Below are 19,317 nucleotides of genomic sequence, written 5' to 3'. Positions count from 1 at the left end.
AGCACCGAATCCTATTTTTGTGATTACGCGTTCGCGCATGACAACAACAACGCCCTGAACTTCCATGTCCGACTCCGCCCTGGCAGTATCTCTCGATTCCGTTCATCTCCTGTGGTCGATTCTGCGCGAGCAAGGCTTCGATGCCGCCGCGCGTCGTGCGGTCGAATTCGCCGTGGGCGGCGGGACACCGCAGTTGCACGCCGACCTGTGTGCGAGCGCAGGGCGATTCGAAGCGGCGTATCACAGCGCATCGCAGGCGCAAGCGTGCGCGAACGGCACGCGCCATGCGCGGGTGGCGCTCTTTGCCGATGGGCTCGGCAACACCAGCGCCGCGCAGCGCAACAGCGAGCGGGCGGTGGCGGCGCAGCCGCTCGAGGCAAGCATCGAGTGGGTTGCGTGGTTGATCGACACTTGCGGCGCGCATTCGGCGGCCGCCCACATGTTGCGTGCCTACGAGCGTCGAGCACCGCAGGACGCGCGCGCGCCGTGGTGGTTGTCGATCGCGTTGGCGGCACTGCCCGAGACGAGCGCGCGGGCCGAGCGTCGCGCGGCGCTGATGCGGGCGTATGCACTCGACCCCTCGGTCGATCCTGCGTTGCCGTTGCAACTCGCGCTGGCGTTCCGCGAAATTCGCGATTGGCCGACGGTCGAGCGCATCTGCCGCGAGAGTCTTGCGCGCCATCCCGCCGACGCGGAAATGGCATGGCAACTCAGCCACGCGCAATGGCAGTGCGATGACGCGGCAGCGGCGGAGGCCACCATGCGCGCCGTGGATGCCGCTGCGCCGGGCAATGCGGACGTGCTGGCGGCAATCGGCATGTATCTCAACGAGCAGGCGCGCTACGAGGACAGCGAGGCGGCGCTGCGCGCGGCACTTGCGCTCGATCCGTCAGCGGTGCAGGCAGCCGTCGATCTGGCAGACCTGGAATTGCGGCGCGGCGCGTGGTCGAGCGCGTGGCCGCGCTTCGAGGCGCGTCTTGCGCGCGAAGACCGCGAGCAGAACAACGTCGTCTGCGTGATGAAGCGCCTGTGCCCGCGCTGGCATGGCGAGGCGCTCGCCGGCAAGACTTTGGTCGTGCACAGCGAGCAGGGCAGCGGCGACGACATCCAGATGGTGCGCTTCGTTCCGCATCTGGCGGCACGGGTGCGTGACGAAGGCGGCCGGCTGGTGCTCGCCGTGCGTCGCGCGTTGCAACCGCTGTTCGCGCGTTTCCATGCCGATTGCGTGTCGATCGAAGCGGGCCCGCTCGGCTCGCCGGACTACGCTTTGCCGCTCATGAGTCTGCCGCTCGTGCTCGGTCTCGAGCCGCAGCAGGTGCGCGGCGCGCCCTACTTGCAGGCCGATGCGTCGAAGGTCGCGGCGTGGCGCGAGCGGATCAGCGTGTACGCGCCCAATGCGAAGTGGCACGTCGGTCTCGTCTGGTCGGGCAGCCCGACGCACCGGCGCGACGCGAAGCGGTCGATCCCGCTTGCCGCGCTGACGCCGCTGCTGGCGCTGCCGGATGTCGTATTCCATTCGCTCACGCCCGGACGCCACGCCGATGTGACAGCGCTCGCCGCACAGGGTTATCGCCTGTGCGATCTGAGCGGCGGCTATGACAGCGGCTTCGACGACGTGGCGGCGCATCTCACCGCGCTGGACGCGCTGGTGACGATCGACAGCGCGCCGTTGCATCTCGGCGGCGCGCTAGGGCATCGCGTGCTGGCGATGCTCGATCACGTCTCGCACTGGTCGTGGGGCAACGCAGAGACGCAGCCCTGGTATGACTCGGTCGATCTGTTCCGACAGCCGCAGCCCGCGCAATGGGCGCCGGTGGTCAAGCGGGTGACCGCGCGTCTGAAGACGACGATGGCGTCGGACCGGAAAGCCTGAGCGGCGCAAGCCATGGCAGGTTGAGCAACTCAGACAACTGATCGACGTTGATGCACAAAACCGATTTTCCGCTCCGCACCGGTTCTTCCGACGATGTCGGCACGATCGCCGCGCATGCCGACGCCTGCTTCGCCACTGGGCGTCATCACGAAGCCATTGCCGACTACCAGCGAGTCCTCGCGGAGCAGCCGCACAACGTGCACGCGCTCCACCGTCTGGGCCTCGCGTCATTTCGCGTCGACCGGCCCGACCGTTCGCGCGAGTATCTCGATCAGGCATTGAACGTCGCGCCCGAGCGCGCGGATATCTGGGAGCATCGCGGCTTGATCGCCGCGCTGGGCGGCGAGCTGATCGCGGCCGAAGCGTTCTACCACCGCGCCATGGTTTTGGGTGGCGGCAGCGCGAGCCTGCACCGCAATCTGGGCGATTGCCTGAAGCTCTCGAAGCGCTTTGTCGAAGCGCGCGAGCATTACCTCGCAGCGCTCGAACGCGAACCGTCGTTGCACCATGCCGTTCGCGCGCTCGCACAAATCAGTACGGATCTTGAACGCTACCAGGACGCGGCGGACTACTGGCTGCGCGCATGGACGCTCGACTCGACGCATCTGCCGGACGCGCTCGAGCTGATTGCGGCGTTCTCGAGAGCGCAGCGCGGCGCGGGGATCGACGGCATGCTCGCCGAATTGCGCGCGCGTTTTGTCGCCGACGCGTCCGCGTTACAACAGGTGGCCTATGCCCTGAACGGCGTCGAGCGTTTCAGGGATGCGATTAGCGTCGCCACTGAAGGCTTGGGCGTCGATCCGCACAACGGCTGGCTGCATCACAACATGTCATTTGCGTTCAACATGCTGGGCGAGTTCCCGGCCATGCATGCGCATGCCGTCGAAGCCGCGCGGCTGATGCCCGATCATCCGCTGATGCAATTCAACCTGGCGGCCGCACAGCTGCGTGCCGGCAACTACACAAGCGGCTGGCGGCAATACCGATGGCATGAAGCCTTGCCGGAAAATCACGATCTGGCTCGGCCGGCTTTTCCGGAGTGGCAAGGCGAGCCGGTGGCGGGCCGCCGGTTTCTGCTTGTCGGCGAGCAGGGGCTCGGCGATCAACTGCAGTTCTTGCGGATGGCCGACTGGCTGCATCGGCGCGGCGCACAGGTCGACGTGTGGGTCGAGGCTCCATTGGGCGACGTTGCGCGCCGGGCGGCCGGCGTGCATGCCGCATGGACCACCTTGCCGCCCGGACCGTACGACTACTGGTGTCGCATGCTCAGAATGCCGGAGCATATGAAGCTGGATCTGTCGATGCTGCCGCTCGCGACGTCTTATCTGCGAGCCGAACCGGCGCAGGCGCAACGCTGGCAGAGGCGGCTCGACGCAATCGCTCCGGGCGAGGCGCACGGTCCGTTCGGAAAACGCGTCGGCATTGTCTGGGCGGGCAATCCGGCGTATGGGCTCGATCGCTATCGATCGATTCCGCTGAGCCAATGGCTGCCGGTTTTGCAGCAGACCGGCGTGAGCTGGTTCGCGCTGCAAAAAGGCGAGGCGCAGAATGAGGCGATCGCGTGGCGCGCGGATCTCGGCATGCACAGGCTCGGGCCGGAGATCTGCACGTTCGCCGACACGCTGGCGATCGTGCAGTCGCTCGATCTGGTCATCACGGTGGACACGGCGGTTGCCCATCTGGCCGGCGCATGCGGCACGCCGGTCTGGGTGCTGGTGCCCACGTTCACCGACTGGCGCTGGATGACAGAGCGGGACGATAGTCCGTGGTATCCGTCGGCGCGTCTGTTCAGGCAGCGCGAGTTGGGGCGCTGGGATACGGTGCTCGCCGAGGTCGCGCAAGCATTGCGCGATTGTGTCGCCGGCTGAAAACCGGGCGGCCTCACCCGCGCCCGGGATTTCATCTGAAGCCGGCCTCGAAATGGCCGACGGCTACTTCTTTCCCATCAACGTCTCCATCGTTTCCCCGCGCACGACGATTTCGGTTCGACGGTTCAGCGCGCGGCCTTCGGGCGTGTCGTTGCTGGCCACCGGGTTGTTGTACGCGTTGCCCTTCGTACGGACGCGGTCCATCGCGATGCCGCGTGCCACCAGCGCGTAACCCACCGAGGTCGCGCGGTCTTCGGACAGGTGCTGGTTGTATTCGAGCGTGCCGACATTGTCGGTGTAGCCCTCGACGATAATCGGTTTCTTGCTGCGCTTGAGCAGCACGGCCGAACGATCGATGACCGCGGCCGCATCGCCGCGCACGTCGGATTTGTTGAAATCGAATAGCGCGGTTTCGGGCAGCTTGACCGCGACACCGCCGGCGACCGGCGCCACCTCGATGCCGACAGCCTTGTTCAACGACGTCTCCGTGTCGCGGTTCAGCGCAGACGCGCAACCCGCCACCAACAGGACCGAGATTGCGCATGCGGTTGCGCCCAGAATGTTCTTCATCTTCGTGCTTTCTCCTTGATTATTCATTGACGTGGCGCGCCGTTCGATCGCGGGCGGCCGGTTTGCGAAGCACGGAGGTTTTATCGCGCGACGCGAGCCGCGGAGAATCGGAACTATCTGAATTCGACACGTCAGTTGAAGTGCTTCACGACCGATGTCGGATTCGATGGAATCCGCTGAACGGAAAGGCGTGCGTGTTGGCGAATGGTCCGACAGCCACGCCGTTATAATCCGACACCATGTCTATCCGTTTCGATGCCGACGACGCCCACTGGCGCGTCGCGCCCTTACCCGGCTTGAGCGCCGCCCAGAAAGACTGGCTGACCCGTGGTGGTTCACTGACCGCGCATCTGCGCGCGCTCGGCGCGGTGGCGGTGCGCGTGACGCGCGAAGGCGTCGCGCTGCCGTGGGCCGACGAGAACGCAGCGCTCGGGCTCGTGCCGCGTGCGCCGGTCTGGGTCCGGGAAGTCGTCCTGTCCGTCGACGGCGTGCCGTTTGTGGCCGCGCATAGCGTTGCGCCGCTCGCCGCGAGCGCGGGCGTGTGGCAGGCCATGCGGCGCCTGCGCACGCGACCGCTGGCCGAGTTGTTATACAGCGATAGCAGCGTGGCGCGTTCGTCGCTGGTGAGCCGCAAGCTGACCGCGCGGCATCCGCTCTATCGTCTGGCGGCGCGTGAAGTCGATGGGTTGCCGCCGCACGCGCTGGTCGCGCGCCGCTCGGTGTTCGAGCGCCACGGCGCGCCGCTGATGGTGACCGAATGCATGTTGCCGGCGCTGTGGACGCATCTGGCGACGCTGTCCGGGGCGAGCACATCGCACGAGTGGCTCGCGCATCCGCGTGTGCGCGAACACGGCCGTGCGCTGGAGCACACCGCATCGCGCGCGCATCCCGCAACGCGTGCGTCCGACGAACCGGGCCGCTGATGCTGCGCGGCTTTCCTCCTGTCGTCGCCGCGGATACGCATACGCTGATTCTCGGAAGTTTTCCCGGCGAGGCGTCGCTCGCGGCGACGCAGTACTACGCGCATCCACGCAACCAGTTCTGGCGCCTGCTCGGCACCGTGCTCGACGAGCCGCTCGCCGAACTCACCTACGAAGCGCGTCTGCGGCGCGTGCTCGCGCATGGCATCGGCGTGTGGGACGTGCTCGCCGCCTGTACGCGCGAGGGCAGTCTCGACGCGGCGATCCGCAATGCCAGCCCCAATGATTTCGCTTCGTTGCGCGCCCACGCGCCGAAGCTCGCGAAAGTCTGCTTCAACGGCAAGACGGCGGGCCGCTTCGCGCCGGTGATCGGCGCGGCGGGTTACGTCACCCTGGTATTGCCTTCGTCGAGTCCGGCGAATGCTATGCTCTCGTTCGACCAAAAATTGCGTCTTTGGCGCGACATCCTTACATGACGAAATTGATCAAGCGCGCTTCGGCTGAAGCGCGTGCCTTCCGCAACCGCGACGCCGACGTCGCCGGCGGAAAACAGAAAACGCAGAAAGAGCACAACGCCATGCGCAACAAAAAGCGCGTTTCGCACGACGACGATCTGCACGACGCGCCGCAAATCGAAGCGCCGCGCAAGCCGCGTTTTGCACCGGTGACATTCTCGGAAGAGGGCGGCGTGCGCTTTCTGCATTTCGGCACGGAGTGGGTGCAAGGCGCGATGCGTCTGCGCAAGCCGGATCACATCGAACTCGAATACGCGCAGCAGATGATGGCCTGGCTGCTCTTCATCGAAACGCCCAAGCGCATCGTCCAGCTCGGTCTGGGCGCCGCGGCGCTGACCAAGTTCGCGCATCGTTTCCTGAAGCGCGCGAAGGTCGAAGCAGTGGAAGTGAACCCGGCGGTCGTGGTGGCCGCGCGCACGATGTTCGAACTGCCGCACGACGACGCCCGTTTGACCGTGCACGAAACCGACGCATGGGACTTCGTCAACGACCGCGCCAACCACGGCACGATCGGCGCACTGCAGATCGATGTCTATGATGCGACCGCGCGCGGCCCCGTGCTCGACAGCGTCGGTTTCTATCGTGCGGTGCGCGCGTGCCTGACCGACGCGGGCGTGGCGACGGTGAATCTGTTCGGCGATCACCCGAGCTTCGTGCGCAACATGAAGCGTCTGAACGAAGCCTTCGACGGCCGCGTGGTCGCGCTGCCGGAAGTGCACGACGGCAACCGCATTGCGATCGCGTTCTCGGGTCCGGCATTGGAGGTGCCGTTCGCGGCGCTGCAAGCGCGCGCGAAGCTGATCGAAGCGCAACTCGGCTTGCCCGCGCGCAAGTGGATCAAGGGTCTGCAGGAATCGACCGGGCAAACCGGCGCTTCGTTCTCGGTGTGATTCCCACTACCTGAGCGCTCGGGCCGCGCAAGCCGGTCCGATGCAAACCAGTGCATGCACTGAATGACTCGGCCGGTGTGCCGCTTGCCGTTGCGCCCACGCGACGCTCGCCGCCGTCATCTATCGCGCATTGAACAGCCGGTCCTCTTCCTCGCGAAGCGGGCCGGCCTGTCAGACCCAAGCTGCCCGGCCTGATGCGCCTCGCCGCAGCGCTTCAACTCCTCTTGCCGACACACGGTCCCGCCCGCCCTGAAAGCACGGTCGTGCTGGGGTCGTCCCTGCTTGACCGCGAGTTCGCCGCTCCTATACTCTTTCGAAGCTTCGGGGCGCCCGTGGCCATCCGCCGGGCGGCCATCCGCTATGGGATCCACCTCCCGTCAAACACGGGCCAACATTTCAATAATAGGGAAGAGGAGACGTCATGGCTCACGACGCCGACGCGAACAAGGCCAGCAAGAACTGGCTCTGGTTGCTGCTGTTGCCCTGGATCGCGATGATCTGGGTGCCGTCATATAACAAGGTCGAACCGGTGCTGTTCGACTTTCCGTTCTTCTACTGGTATCAGCTCCTGTGGGTGCTGATCAGCGCAGTCATCACGGCGCTCGTGTACTTCAAGACCAAGACGCGCTCGCGTTCCGACGGCCGTCCGCAAGGGGGCGCACGATAATGAACGCCATAGCAACTTTCGTCTTCGTTCTGTTTTTTGTCGGCGTCACGATTCTCGGCTTTATCGCGGCCCACTGGCGGCGCGGCGATCTCGCGCATCTGGAAGAGTGGGGCCTCGGCGGCCGGCGCTTCGGCACCATCGTCACATGGTTCCTGCTAGGCGGCGACCTGTACACCGCGTACACCTTCATCGCCGTGCCGGCGCTGGTATTCGGTGCGGGCGCAACCGGTTTCTTCGCGCTGCCGTACACGATCCTGATCTATCCGTTCGCGTTCGTCGTGTTCCCGAAACTGTGGAGCATTGCCAAACGGCAGGGCTACGTGACATCGGCCGACTTCGTGTCGGCGCGCTATGGCAGCCGTATGCTCGCTCTGGCGATCGCCGTGACCGGCATCGTCGCGACCATGCCGTATATCGCGCTGCAACTGGTCGGTATCGAAGTGGTGATCGGCGCGCTCGGTTTCGACACCAAGGGTTTTGTCGGCGATCTGCCGCTCATCATCGCGTTCGCGATCCTGGCGGCGTACACGTACACCTCGGGTCTGCGCGCGCCGGCCATGATCGCGGTGGTGAAGGACATCCTGATCTACATCACCATCTTCGCGGCGATCATTGTGATTCCGCCGCAACTGGGCGGCTTCGGCCACATCTTCAGCGTGGTGCCGCCGGCCAAGCTGCTGCTCAAGGCGCCGGACGTGTCGAGCCTGAACGGCTACAGCGCGTACGCGACGCTCGCGGTGGGTTCGGCGCTCGCGCTGTTCCTGTATCCGCACTCGATTACGGCGGTACTGTCGTCGAATTCGGGTAACACGATCCGCCGCAACATGGCGATGCTGCCGGCTTACTCGCTGGTGCTCGGCCTGCTCGCGCTGCTCGGCTTCATGGCCTTGGCCTCGGGCGTGAAGGACATGCCGGAGTTCGCGCCGTACTTCAAGGCATTCGGTCCGAACTTCGCGGTGCCGGCGCTGTTCCTGCATTACTTCCCGTCGTGGTTCGTCGGCGTGGCGTTCGCGGCGATCGGCATCGGCGCGCTGGTGCCGGCGGCGATCATGTCGATCGCGGCCGCGAACCTGTACACGCGCAACATCCACAAGGAGTTCGTCAACCGCAACATGACGCACGAGCAGGAGACCAATGTCGCGAAGCTGGTCTCGCTGATCGTCAAGGTCGGCGCGGTGGCGTTCATTCTCGGCCTGCCGCTCACGTATGCGATCCAGTTGCAACTGCTCGGCGGCATCTGGATCATCCAGACGCTGCCGGCGATCGTGCTGGGTCTGTACACGCGCGTGCTCGACTACCGCGGCCTGCTGATCGGCTGGGCGGTCGGCATCGCAACCGGCACGTGGATGGCGATTTCGCTGAAGCTGGCCGGCTCGATCTTCACGATCCACCTGTTCGGCATGGCGATTCCGGGCTACGCGGCGGTGTGGTCGCTAATCGTGAACCTGGTGGTGGCGGTGGTGGTGAGCCTGCTGGTGCGCGCCGCCGGCATGCAGCGCGCCGAAGACCGTACCCGTCCGGAAGACTATCTGGACGTGGTCGAAAGCTGATCATGCCCACTTTATGCCGTGCTGCTTCACGTGGCCCGACAGCCTGAAAACCGCAACGCCCGCATACGAAAGTGTGCGGGCGTTTGTCTTATAGCGCCACTCCAGGGCAGGATAGCGGGACCGACCATCACCGCATCGAGCGCGCCGCCATGGCTTCTGCCGATTCCCACACCGTGATTCCACGCCGCTCGGCGCTCAGCCGGATGGTCCGCGCGGTTACGTCACCTTACTACCGCTATCGCCACGCCAGGGTGCTGCACAGTCTGCGCGTCGGGCTGGCCATGCTGGTTTCGATTCTGGCGACCACCGGGATCGACATTCCGCACGGCATCTGGTCCTCGGTCACCTTGCTGGTGGTGATCGGCGGCTTGCAGCATCACGGCAACATCCGCAAGAAGGCGGCCGAACGGGCGGCCGGCACGCTGCTCGGAGCGTCGATCGGGCTTTCGCTGATCGTGCTGCAGAACCTCACTGGGTCGGCGCCGCTCACCTATGTGCTGATGTCGATCGTCGCGGGTATCTGCGCGTGGTTCGCGATCGGCTCGTCGGGCTATATCGGGCTCTTGACGGCCATTACCATGTGTATCGTCGCGGGGCACGGCGACAACCTGATCGAAGTCGGCCTGTGGCGCACACTGAACGTGCTGATCGGTATCGTGATCGCGCTGGCGTTTTCGTTCGCGCTGCCGCTGCATGCCACCTATTCGTGGCGCTATGGACTCGCGACGAATCTGCGCGAATGCGCGCGCGTCTACACGCGGCTGCTGGAGGGCGAGACGATCAGCGAGGAGGAGCAGGTGAAGCGCTTTCTGGCGATCCACAAGCGGCTCGTGCAATTGCGTTCGCTGATGCCTTCGGTGGCGAAGGAAATCGACCTGCCGCAGTCGAAGCTCGAAGAAATTCAGCGGCTGCACCGCTCGGTGCTCAGTTCGCTGGAGTTGCTCGCCACGGGTCCGTTGATGCAAGCCGACGCCGTGGCGCGTGCCGCGTATGCCGCGCACTGCGGCCTGGAGGTGCGCACCGTGCGTTCGATTTTGCTGGCGATGGCGCGCGGCCTGCGCTTTGGCCGGGCGACGCGCTTCGGCATTCCGGCCGCGTCGCCGCTTGCGCAGAGGGACAGCGACGCGGCGCTCAAGCTGCCGTCCGACTTGCAGGGGCCGTATTGGCTCGGCCAGCGGCTTGCCGAACAGGTGGACCGGCTGCGCGAGCGGTTGCTGGAAACCGAGCCGAACTGGAACATCGAACGGCATTCGAGGACTTTGCTGAAGGCGTAGTCCTGGCTATCGCCCTCAACCTTCCGGCACTGTCACCATCCACATGAGACCGAAGCGGTCGACCACCATCCCGAAGCCCTTGCTCCAGAAAGTCGGCTGAAACGGCAGCGTCACCTGGCCGCCGTCGGCGAGCGCATTGAAGTATTTTTCGGCGGAGGCGGCGTCGTCGGCGGTCAGTGAGAGGCTGAAGCCGTTCATCGTGGCAGCGGGGTCACAATGGCCGTCCGAGGCCATCCAGTCGGTCGAACCCATCCGCACGTTGGCGTGCATGATCTTTTCTTCGAGACCGGGACGCGGCTGATTTTGCGGATCGGGCGGCGCCTCCTTGTAGCGCATCATGAAGGTCACTTGCGCGCCGAGCTTCGCGCAGTAATAGTCGAGCGCTTCCTCGCAACGTCCGTTGAAAAACACGTAAGGTTGAACCAGCATGATCGTCTCCGGAAACAGGGTGAGCGGCGCGCGATCTCCGCGAAAAGCCACTGCAAGAGCCAACGGTTCGAAGAAGAACCGCGACGGCGCGCGCAGCGCCGCCGGAAGAATGAGCGCCTTGTCACTCACGCGGAATGTGCGAGGACACGGATTCCAGATGTACCACTAGCGTGGCTGCGCGAGGGACCCGCTTAAGAATTAGCGGTGTGAAGCGGCTTTCTTTGCCTACTTTCTTTGCCGCGGCAAAGAAAGTAGGTGCCGCCCCGCACAGGGGCAACGCTAATAGACCACCATGAAGCGCCCTTGCAGAAGATTCTAGCCGCCCCTCAGGCGACAATGGTGACTAAATGCCGTAAGCACACCGATGCCCGACGCGGTCCAAATGCACCCACACCCGCCGCAGGCCCGTAAACGCCACACGGCCCCGAACCATAAAGTCCAGGGCCGCGTGCGGAAAGCGCCGTTTCAACCAGCGCAAGCGAACCTTAACGCAACGCTTCGATCAGCTTTTCCAGCTTGACCGCGTCCGCAGCAAAGGCCCGAATCCCTTCGGCGAGCTTCTCAGTCGCCATAGCTTCGTCGTTGACGAGAAACCGGAACGACGATTCATCAACCGGCACGCGTTCGATATCCACATCCTTGGCGATATCCGGCGACAGCTTGCGTTCCACCTTATCGGTGCTGTCCTGCAGCTTTTGCAGCAGATCCGGACTGATGGTCAGCAGATCGCAGCCGGCCAGTTCCAGAATCTGACCCGGCGTGCGGAAGCTCGCGCCCATCACCTCGGTCTTGTAGCCGAACTTCTTGTAGTACGCGTAAATGCGGCGCACCGATTTGACGCCCGGGTCGTTGGCGCCGCCGTCTTTCGCTTCGTCCCACGCGCTGCCGGCGTTCTTCTTGTACCAGTCGTAAATCCGGCCGACGAACGGCGAGATCAGTTGCGCGCCCGCTTCGGCGCAGGCGGCCGCCTGGGCGAGCGAGAACAGCAGCGTCATGTTGCAGTGGATGCCTTCCTTCTGCAGCACTTCGGCCGCGCGGACGCCTTCCCACGTGGAAGCCAGCTTGATCAGCACGCGTTCGCGGCCAATGCCGTGCTCCTTGTACAACGAGATCAGTTCGCGGCCCTTGGCGATCGAGGCTTGCGTGTCGAACGAGAGGCGCGCGTCGACTTCCGTCGAGACGCGGCCCGGAATGATCTTGAGAATTTCGGTGCCGAAGGCGATTAGCAACTGGTCGATGATCGCGCCGACCGGCTTCGACGCGTGGGCTTTCACGGTCTTTTCGAGCAGCGGCTTGTAGTCGTCTTTCTGCACCGCTTTCAGAATCAGCGACGGATTGGTGGTCGCGTCCTGCGGCTTGTACTGGGCGAGCTGCTGGAAGTCGCCGGTATCGGCGACGACGGTGGTGAATTGCTTGAGTTGATCGAGTGCGGTTGTCATGTTCGGGCCTTCAGGGCGCGCGCGCCGTGGTTCAGGAGAAATGAGGTCGCCGCCGGCCTGAAACGCAAACCAGATCCGGCGGCCGCGGGTGACGCTGCAGCACTGCCCGTCATCTTGCCGGGGAATTTTGACGGAAAGCGCTGCCGGATGCTCCTATTCTATGGCGGATCGGCTGATGCGGTATTGACACTTGCCCGCGGCGGTCCGTTCACACGGATTTCAGGCGGCATTTTCCGCCGACCGATCTCGCGCTGACCGATTCCGCCGAGCGCTTTTTGCTGACCGATGTTGCCAACCGCCTTTGCCTACACCAAGCGGCTGGACATCGAGCCGCCGCCTCGTCCAGCGGTCGCCTCAGGCACGCCGCGCGTTCAACACCACTTGCGTCAGCACGCCCGCCACCAGTCCCCAGAAAGCCGAGCCGATGGACAACAAAGTCAGCCCGGACGCGGTCACCATGAACGTGACCAGCGCCGCCTCGCGCTGCTTCAGGTCCTGCATGGCGTTGGCGAGCCCGCTCATGATCGAGCCGAACAGCGCCAGCGCCGCGACGGAGACCACCAGCGCCTTCGGCAAGGCCGCGAACAGCGCGGCGATGGTCGCGCCGAAAATCCCGGCGATCAGGTAGAAGATGCCGCACCACACCGCCGCCGTATAGCGCTTGTTGCGGTTCTCGTGCGCTTCAGGGCCGGTGCAGATCGCCGCGGTAATCGCCGCAAGATTGATGCCGTGCGAGCCGAACGGCGCGAGCAGCAGCGAGGCGATGCCGGTGGTCGAAATCAGCGGCGCGGACGGCGTGGTGTAGCCGTCCGCGCGCAGCACGGCGATGCCCGGCACGTTCTGCGACGCCATCGCGACGACGAAGAGCGGAATCCCGATGCTGACGCTGGCCGCCACTGAAAACGCCGGCATCGTGAACACCGGCTGCGCCAGCGCGACGTGGAAGCGGCTGAAGTCGAGCAGTCCCAGTGCGCCGGCCGCCGCCGTGCCGACGATCAGCGTCGTGACGATCGCATAGCGGGGTGCGAGCCGTTTTACGATCAGGTAGGTGAAGAACATGGCCAGCACGAGCGCGGTCTGGAATTGCGCGGCGCGGAAAATCTCGATGCCGATCTCGAACAGGATGCCCGCCAGCAAGGCCGAGGCGATGCCCGCCGGGATCTTCTTCATGAGCGTGTCGAACCAGCCGGTCAGGCCGACCAGCGTAAGCAGCAGCGCACACACGATAAACGCGCCGATCGCCTCCGCATAAGCCACGTGCGGCAGCGACGACACCAGCAGCGCCGCGCCGGGCGTCGACCAGGCGATCACGATCGGCGCGCGAAAGCGCAGCGACAGGCCGATCGTGCAGACGGCCATGCCGATCGATAACGCCCAGATCCACGAGGAGATCTGCGCATCGCTCAGATGCGCGGCCTGACCCGCCTGGAACATCAGCACGAGCGAACTGGTGTAGCCCGTCATCATCGCGACGAAACCGGCGACGATGGCCGACAGCGACGTGTCGGCGAAGGGATTGAGGCGCCCGGGCGGCGTGACGGCAGGGGACAAATCGGGCGTGGAAGACGGACTCATGCAGATGCTTTCTTATCGTTGAAGGTAAAACCTGAGCGGACTATTTGCTCAGCGTGCGCATGGCTGTATCGAGACCGGCGAGCGTGAGCGGGTACATGCGGTGGCCGAGCACCTCGCGGATCGCGCTGACCGATTGCCGGTACGCCCACAAGCCTTCCGGTTCGGGATTGAGCCACGCGTGATGCGGGAAATGATCGGCGAGCCGGCGCAGCCATACCGCGCCGGCTTCGGCGTTGTTGTACTCCACCGACCCGCCCGGCTGCAGCACTTCGTAGGGGCTCATGGTCGCGTCGCCGACGAAGATCAGCTTGTAGTCGGACGTGAATTTGTGCAGCACGTCCCACGTCGGCATGCGCTCGGCGTGACGGCGGCGGTTGTTCTTCCACAGGAAGTCGTACACGCAGTTGTGGAAGTAGTAGAACTCGAGGTGCTTGAACTCGGCTTTGGCGGCGGAGAACAGCTCCTCGGTGCGCTTGATGTGATCGTCCATCGAGCCGCCCACGTCGAGCAGCATCAGCACTTTCACCTTGTTGTGCCGCTCGGGCACCATCTTCAGGTCGAGCCAGCCGGCGTTCGCGGCGGTACTGCGGATCGTGTCGGGCAGATCGAGTTCTTCGGCGGCGCCTTCGCGGGCGAACCGGCGCAAACGGCGCAGCGCGATCTTGATGTTGCGCGTGCCGATTTCCACCTGGTCGTCGTAGTCGCGATAGGCGCGCGCTTCCCAGACCTTGACGGCGGTGCGGTTGCCCGCCGCGTCGCCGCCGATGCGCACGCCTTCCGGGTTGTAGCCGCCATTGCCGAACGGTGACGTGCCGCCCGTGCCGATCCACTTGTTGCCGCCTTCGTGCCGCTCCTTCTGTTCGTCGAACAGTTCCTTCAGGCGTTCCATGAGCTTGTCGAGGCCGCCCATCGCTTCGATCTGCGCTTTTTCTTCCGGCGACAGGTCGCGTTGCAGCTTCTTCTTCAACCAGTCGAGCGGGACCTCGAAGGCGAGTTCCGAGGCTTGCGCGACGCCCTTGAAATACGCGCCGAACGCCTGGTCGAACTTGTCGAAATACTGCTCGTCCTTCACCAGCGTGATGCGCGCAAGATAGTAGAAATCGTCGAGCGACGGCGCGATCACGTTGGCTTTGAGCGCTTCGAGCAGCGTCAGGTATTCCTTCACCGACACCGGCAGTTTGGCGGCGCGCAGCGAGTAGAAGAAGTCGATCAGCATGCTGGGTCCTCTGCGGCGGCGGATGGTCGGGGCGGCGCTTTTCAGGCGCGGCCTGCCGTGCGCCCGCCGCTCAGTCAACGATCAATCGAAGATCAATCAGCGGTTGTTGCGATTCATGAAGATCAGCCGCTCGAACAGGCTCACGTCCTGCTCGTTCTTCAGAAGCGCGCCGTGCAGCGGCGGAATGATCTGCTTCTGGTCGGACGAGCGCAGCGCTTCCGGCGGAATATCTTCGGCGAGCAGCAGCTTGAGCCAGTCGAGCAGTTCCGAGGTGGACGGTTTCTTCTTCAATCCGGCGACGTTGCGAAGTTCGAAAAAGCTCTGCATGGCGGCCGCGAGCAGTTCCTTCTTGATGCCGGGATAGTGCACCTCGACGATCTGCTGCATGGTGACCGGATCGGGGAACTTGATGTAGTGAAAGAAGCAGCGGCGCAGGAATGCGTCCGGCAGCTCTTTCTCGTTGTTCGAGGTGATGATCACGAGCGGGCGCTGTTTCGCGCGGATCAGCTCGTGCGTCTCGTACACGTAGAACTCCATGCGGTCGAGTTCACGCAGCAGGTCGTTGGGGAATTCGATGTCGGCCTTGTCGATCTCGTCGATCAGCAGCACCGTTTGTTCCTCCGACTCGAACGCCTGCCACAGCACGCCCTTGACGATGTAGTTGCCGATGTCCTTGACGCGTTCGTCGCCGAGTTGCGAATCGCGCAGGCGCGACACCGCGTCGTACTCGTACAGACCCTGCTGCGCCTTGGTGGTGGACTTGATGTGCCACTGCTGGAGCGGCATGCCGAGCGCGGCGGCGACCTCTTCGGCGAGCATGGTTTTGCCCGTGCCGGGTTCGCCCTTGATCAGCAACGGGCGCTTGAGCGTCATCGCGGCATTGACCGCGAGCTTGAGGTCGTCGGTGGCGACGTACTGCGATGAGCCTTCGAAACGCATGGCGAGATGCTCTTTTCCAGGAAAAAACCCAGTATAAGTCAGAAGGCCTGTTGGCCTGAAACCGCCTCGCGTAAGGTGTCACCCGCAGTGCCGTGGCGCGCGGCGAGTACGCACGCGGCGCCGGCGAGCGGCCGGACGCTCGCCCGGCGCGCCCGGTGGGCGGGCGCGCCGGGCGAGAGCGGGCTGGATGCGGCGTCGAATGCCGTGTCGAACCGGCGCGACCGGGCGGCATGCGATGGCAGCCGCGACGCCTTGCGGATCGGGCGCGGCGGAGCAAAGCGGCGCTAGCCGTGGCTTTGCGGCGGCCGGATGCGCCGCGGCCCCGCGCGGTGGACGTTCGGCGCGGCGGCGCGGTACAATTAGCCCGATTTTTTTGGCCTGCGTGGCTACCCTATAAGAATAACGGCGCGGGCCGTTGCCTTTCTGGTCGCCCGTTTCCCCTCAAGCCAGGTTACATGCTATGAATAAATTCGTTGGCAAACACGTCGTGATCGCAGCGCTGACGGTGCTCGCGGGCTATACGGCCGGTGCGCAGGCAGCGGACGTGGTCGGCAACGCGAAGGCGGGCCAAGGCAAGGTCGCAATGTGTATTGGCTGCCACGGCATCCCTGAATACCGCACGGCTTACCCTGAGGTCTACCGCGTGCCGATGCTTGGCGGGCAGAACCAGGCGTACCTCGAGAACGCCCTGCATGGCTACAAGAAGGGCGACCGCCATTTCGAAACAATGCGCGCCATCACCGCGTCGCTGTCGGATCAGGACATTGCCGACATCGCGGCCTACTACGCAGCGCAAAATTCCTCTTCGAAGAGCAATCCCGACAAGTGACCTGCGGCTCGTCCATCCAGTCACTCGGCTAATAAATTCGCGGGATAGGAGAATTCATGAATAAGCCCCAACAGGCACTCCACACGGTGGTCAAGGCTGCATGCGCGTCGGCGGCAGTGCTCGGTCTGGTTGCAGCGAACCTCGCGCACGCCGCCGACGCCGGCAACGGCAAGGTGCTGTCCGACAGCCACAATTGCGCGGCTTGCCACGGTGTGAATCTGAACAAGCCGGTGAGCCCGGAATATCCGAAACTCGCGGGCCAGCACTCCGATTACGTCTACTGGGCGCTGCGCCAGTACCAGATGGGCAACGGCAACCCGCACCTCGGCCGCAACAACCCGATCATGCAGGCGCAAGTGCAAAGCCTGTCGCAAAGCGACATGAAAGACATCGCCGCTTATGTCGAATCGTTGAATGGCGATCTGGTGCAGAAGAAGTAAGCGAGCTTGCGCGGTTTCCGCGCGGCTTCCCGATTGAACAACACCCCGCTTTGGCGGGGTGTTGTGTTTTTGGGGCGAGGTTTTCGCGTGCCCTGCGACCGATGCCGCTCTCAGTCGCGCGTGGCGCGCCGCTCGATGCGCTGCAGATACGCGTCCGTATCCGGCGGCGTGCCGGTGCGCTGCGCTTCCCAGATGGTTTCGCCGAGGCAGTCCATGATGGCGTGCTGCGCCTCGTGGGTCGAGCCGAGGCGAGCGGCGAGCCGTTCGTGCGCGGCGCGAATGCCGGGCGGCTGGTCGATCGACAGCTGTTCGGTGATGGCGAGATGCATCGACAGATGCAGGAACGGGTTGGTCTGGCCGCGTTCGGGCGAATAGTCCTGCGCCTGGGCGGCGTCGCCGTCGGTCAGGTCGGCGTGGTATTCGGGATGCTCGACGATCCAGTCGGCGGCGATCGCCTCCAGCGGCGTCAGAATTTCGCCTTTGCGCTGCTTGCGCCAGGTGTCGGTGAAGAAGAGACGGACTTCGTCGCGGCTGGGATTGAACATCGTGAGGCCGGTGCGTTGAGTGGGGCGTGTGACGTGAGCCTGTCAAGCGTCAACCTGTGAAGCCGACGAGGCAGGGCGTCATTTTACGCCGGGGCGGCGCGGGCTGCTGGCGGCATCACGGCGTTTCACGAGGTGCCGGGCTCCGCTCACAGATCGGGCGGCGGCGTTTTCGGCCGGAACTCGCACAGCGGCTCGATCACGCAATGCCAGCATTCAGGCCGGCGCGCCTTGCACACATAACGGCCGTGCAGGATCAACCAATGGTGCGCGTCCTGCTTGAACTCGGCGGGCGTGAATTTCTCCAGCGCCGCTTCGACTGCGCGAACGTCCTTGCCGGGCGCGAGACCGGTTCGATTCGCAACCCGAAAGATGTGCGTGTCGACCGCGATGGTCGGATGACCGAACGCGGTATTCAGGATCACATTGGCCGTTTTCCGGCCGACGCCCGGCAAGCTTTCGAGCGCTTCGCGATCCTCGGGCACTTCGCCGCCGTACTGGTCGAGCAGAATGCGGCACGTCGCGATGACGTTCTTCGCCTTGGTGCGATACAGGCCGATGGTCTTGATGTAGCCGGTCACGCCTTCTTCGCCGAGATCGAAAACCTTCTGCGGCGTGTTCGCGACCGGGAACATCTTGCGCATGGCCTTGTTGACCGACACGTCGGTGGCTTGCGCCGACAGCAGCACGGCGATCAGCAGTTCGAACGGAGTGGTGTACTCGAGTTCGGTTGTCGGATGAGGAGTGAGACTCTGAAACGTCTCGTAGATGGCGCGGCGTTTGTTCGCGTTCATGCTGGGCTGACGATGCGGTTAGCGCTTGTCGGACGGCGTGCCGGTGTCGTCCGCGGCGAGGCCGAGACGGCGGCGGCGTGCTTCGGCGGCGTCGATCTGTGCCTGCACGTCCGCGCTCACACGCTCGGTGTTCAACGGGCCTTGGCCTTTGGCCGCCAATTCTTCTTTCTTCTTGCGAGCACGTTCGAGCGCGGCCTGGATGATCGCGCGTTTCTTCGCTTCGGCGTCTTCCGCAACGGGCGCGGCCGAAGGCGCTGCGTCGCCGGCTTGCGTTGTATCGGTAACCTGAGCAGCGGGGCTGCTGCCGGCCCGCCGCGCTGCCGCACGTGCCTCGGCGGCTTCGCGTTCGCGTGCGAGACGCGCTTCGCGCCGGTCATGGCGTTCGCGCGCGGCGTCGGCCTGGGCCTGGCTCCACGCGTCCCAACCGGTTGCTTCGCCGGTGACCGGCGGCAAGGCGATGCAGTCGACGGGGCAGGGTGGCACGCACAGATCGCACCCAGTGCAGAGTTCGGCGATCACCGTATGCATCTGTTTCGGTGCGCCAACTATTGCATCGACCGGACAGGCCTGCATGCACAACGTGCAGCCGATGCAAACTTGTTCGTCGATAACCGCCAACGGACGCGGCCGTTCGACGCCGTTGGCGGAATTGAGCGGAATCACCGGCTTGCCGAGCAAGGCGGCGAGCCGGGCGATGCCCTCGGCGCCGCCTGGCGGGCATTGATTGTAATTGGCCTCGCCGCTTGCGACGGCTTCGGCATAGGGACGGCATGCGGGATAACCGCACTTGGTGCATTGCGTCTGGGGGAGCAGATCTTCGATGCGGTCTGCGAGTGTTTTGGTATCTGTCACGGTCACGACGTGGGGCTTTGGCTTGCGGCCGCACAGCTTGAACTAAATAGCACATTATCACCGATTTCCCCAATTGCCATCCGCAATCCATGTGCCATAATCAAAGCGCTTTTTTCGAAAGACCGCAGAAGGGTA

The 19,317-nt window shown here is 64.5% G+C and carries 19 protein-coding genes; 10 read left to right on the top strand and 9 right to left on the bottom strand.

Annotation, left to right across the window (positions count from 1 at the left end):
- The first annotated feature begins 64 nt into the window (after positions 1 to 64).
- Both RI103_RS13845 and RI103_RS13840 read left to right on the top strand, forming a co-directional pair.
- A complete protein-coding gene (locus tag RI103_RS13845) occupies positions 65 to 1,873 on the top strand; it encodes a hypothetical protein (protein ID WP_310812539.1) in 1,809 nt (602 codons plus the stop codon).
- A gap of 50 nt (positions 1,874 to 1,923) precedes the next feature.
- Positions 1,924 to 3,741: a tetratricopeptide repeat-containing glycosyltransferase family protein gene (locus RI103_RS13840; RefSeq protein WP_310812538.1), complete on the top strand. Its 1,818-nt coding sequence runs from the start codon at positions 1,924 to 1,926 to the stop codon at positions 3,739 to 3,741.
- A gap of 63 nt (positions 3,742 to 3,804) precedes the next feature.
- Here RI103_RS13840 and RI103_RS13835 read toward each other — a convergent pair whose 3' ends face one another.
- Positions 3,805 to 4,311 carry an OmpA family protein gene (locus RI103_RS13835; RefSeq protein ID WP_310812537.1) on the bottom strand — a complete coding sequence of 169 codons (507 nt, stop codon included), beginning with the start codon at positions 4,309 to 4,311 and terminating at the stop codon, positions 3,805 to 3,807.
- A 239-nt stretch (positions 4,312 to 4,550) separates the two neighbouring features.
- Between RI103_RS13835 and RI103_RS13830 the strand changes: the two genes are divergently transcribed.
- The 6 genes from RI103_RS13830 (at position 4,551) to RI103_RS13805 (ending at position 10,127) form a co-directional block, all read left to right on the top strand.
- Positions 4,551 to 5,234: a chorismate lyase gene (locus RI103_RS13830; RefSeq protein WP_310812536.1), complete on the top strand. Its 684-nt coding sequence runs from the start codon at positions 4,551 to 4,553 to the stop codon at positions 5,232 to 5,234.
- The gene (locus tag RI103_RS13825; RefSeq protein WP_310812535.1) at positions 5,234 to 5,707 is read left to right on the top strand and encodes a DNA-deoxyinosine glycosylase; all 474 of its coding nucleotides are present in this window, start codon (positions 5,234 to 5,236) and stop codon (positions 5,705 to 5,707) included. Before RI103_RS13830 ends, RI103_RS13825 begins: the two co-directional genes overlap by 1 nt.
- The gene (locus RI103_RS13820; RefSeq protein WP_310812534.1) at positions 5,704 to 6,636 is read left to right on the top strand and encodes a spermidine synthase; all 933 of its coding nucleotides are present in this window, start codon (positions 5,704 to 5,706) and stop codon (positions 6,634 to 6,636) included. The genes RI103_RS13825 and RI103_RS13820 overlap by 4 nt, the downstream gene beginning before the upstream one ends.
- Before the next feature lie 421 nt (positions 6,637 to 7,057).
- A complete protein-coding gene (locus tag RI103_RS13815; RefSeq protein WP_310812533.1) occupies positions 7,058 to 7,303 on the top strand; it encodes a DUF3311 domain-containing protein in 246 nt (81 codons plus the stop codon).
- A complete protein-coding gene (mctP, locus tag RI103_RS13810) occupies positions 7,303 to 8,853 on the top strand; it encodes a monocarboxylate uptake permease MctP (protein WP_310812532.1) in 1,551 nt (516 codons plus the stop codon). The genes RI103_RS13815 and mctP overlap by 1 nt, the downstream gene beginning before the upstream one ends.
- Before the next feature lie 149 nt (positions 8,854 to 9,002).
- Positions 9,003 to 10,127 (top strand): FUSC family protein, encoded by a 1,125-nt coding sequence (locus RI103_RS13805; protein WP_310812531.1) that lies wholly within the window; start codon positions 9,003 to 9,005, stop codon positions 10,125 to 10,127.
- A 15-nt stretch (positions 10,128 to 10,142) separates the two neighbouring features.
- Here the strand turns inward: RI103_RS13805 and RI103_RS13800 are convergent, their stop codons facing one another.
- The 5 genes from RI103_RS13800 to RI103_RS13780 form a co-directional block, all read right to left on the bottom strand.
- The gene (locus RI103_RS13800; RefSeq protein ID WP_310812530.1) at positions 10,143 to 10,556 is read right to left on the bottom strand and encodes a VOC family protein; all 414 of its coding nucleotides are present in this window, start codon (positions 10,554 to 10,556) and stop codon (positions 10,143 to 10,145) included.
- Positions 10,557 to 11,041: 485 nt separating this feature from the next.
- Positions 11,042 to 11,995 (bottom strand): transaldolase, encoded by a 954-nt coding sequence (gene tal, locus RI103_RS13795; protein WP_310812529.1) that lies wholly within the window; start codon positions 11,993 to 11,995, stop codon positions 11,042 to 11,044.
- A 354-nt stretch (positions 11,996 to 12,349) separates the two neighbouring features.
- Positions 12,350 to 13,570, bottom strand: a complete 1,221-nt coding sequence (locus tag RI103_RS13790; RefSeq protein ID WP_310812528.1) for a benzoate/H(+) symporter BenE family transporter — start codon at positions 13,568 to 13,570, stop codon at positions 12,350 to 12,352.
- A 40-nt stretch (positions 13,571 to 13,610) separates the two neighbouring features.
- Entirely contained in the window at positions 13,611 to 14,786 is a 1,176-nt protein-coding gene (locus RI103_RS13785) for a VWA domain-containing protein (RefSeq protein WP_310812527.1), read from the bottom strand.
- A 96-nt stretch (positions 14,787 to 14,882) separates the two neighbouring features.
- Positions 14,883 to 15,725: a MoxR family ATPase gene (locus RI103_RS13780; RefSeq protein WP_310812526.1), complete on the bottom strand. Its 843-nt coding sequence runs from the start codon at positions 15,723 to 15,725 to the stop codon at positions 14,883 to 14,885.
- 460 nt (positions 15,726 to 16,185) lie between these two features.
- On the opposite strand from RI103_RS13780, the gene RI103_RS13775 reads away from it, so the two are divergent.
- Entirely contained in the window at positions 16,186 to 16,554 is a 369-nt protein-coding gene (locus RI103_RS13775) for a c-type cytochrome (protein ID WP_310812525.1), read from the top strand.
- 56 nt (positions 16,555 to 16,610) lie between these two features.
- Complete coding sequence (locus RI103_RS13770; protein WP_310812524.1) at positions 16,611 to 16,994, top strand: c-type cytochrome; 384 nt, start codon at positions 16,611 to 16,613, stop codon at positions 16,992 to 16,994.
- A gap of 110 nt (positions 16,995 to 17,104) precedes the next feature.
- Here the strand turns inward: RI103_RS13770 and RI103_RS13765 are convergent, their stop codons facing one another.
- From RI103_RS13765 to rsxB, 3 genes are all read right to left on the bottom strand, one after another.
- Positions 17,105 to 17,539 carry a DUF1841 family protein gene (locus RI103_RS13765; protein ID WP_012432270.1) on the bottom strand — a complete coding sequence of 145 codons (435 nt, stop codon included), beginning with the start codon at positions 17,537 to 17,539 and terminating at the stop codon, positions 17,105 to 17,107.
- A 146-nt stretch (positions 17,540 to 17,685) separates the two neighbouring features.
- Complete coding sequence (gene nth / locus RI103_RS13760) at positions 17,686 to 18,330, bottom strand: endonuclease III (protein WP_132375375.1); 645 nt, start codon at positions 18,328 to 18,330, stop codon at positions 17,686 to 17,688.
- 18 nt (positions 18,331 to 18,348) lie between these two features.
- Entirely contained in the window at positions 18,349 to 19,188 is an 840-nt protein-coding gene (rsxB, locus tag RI103_RS13755; protein ID WP_310812523.1) for an electron transport complex subunit RsxB, read from the bottom strand.
- Positions 19,189 to 19,317 lie beyond the last annotated feature (129 nt).

Source organism: Paraburkholderia sp. FT54 (assembly GCF_031585635.1).
Taxonomy (GTDB): domain Bacteria; phylum Pseudomonadota; class Gammaproteobacteria; order Burkholderiales; family Burkholderiaceae; genus Paraburkholderia.
This window is presented reverse-complemented; position numbering and strand designations above follow the sequence as displayed.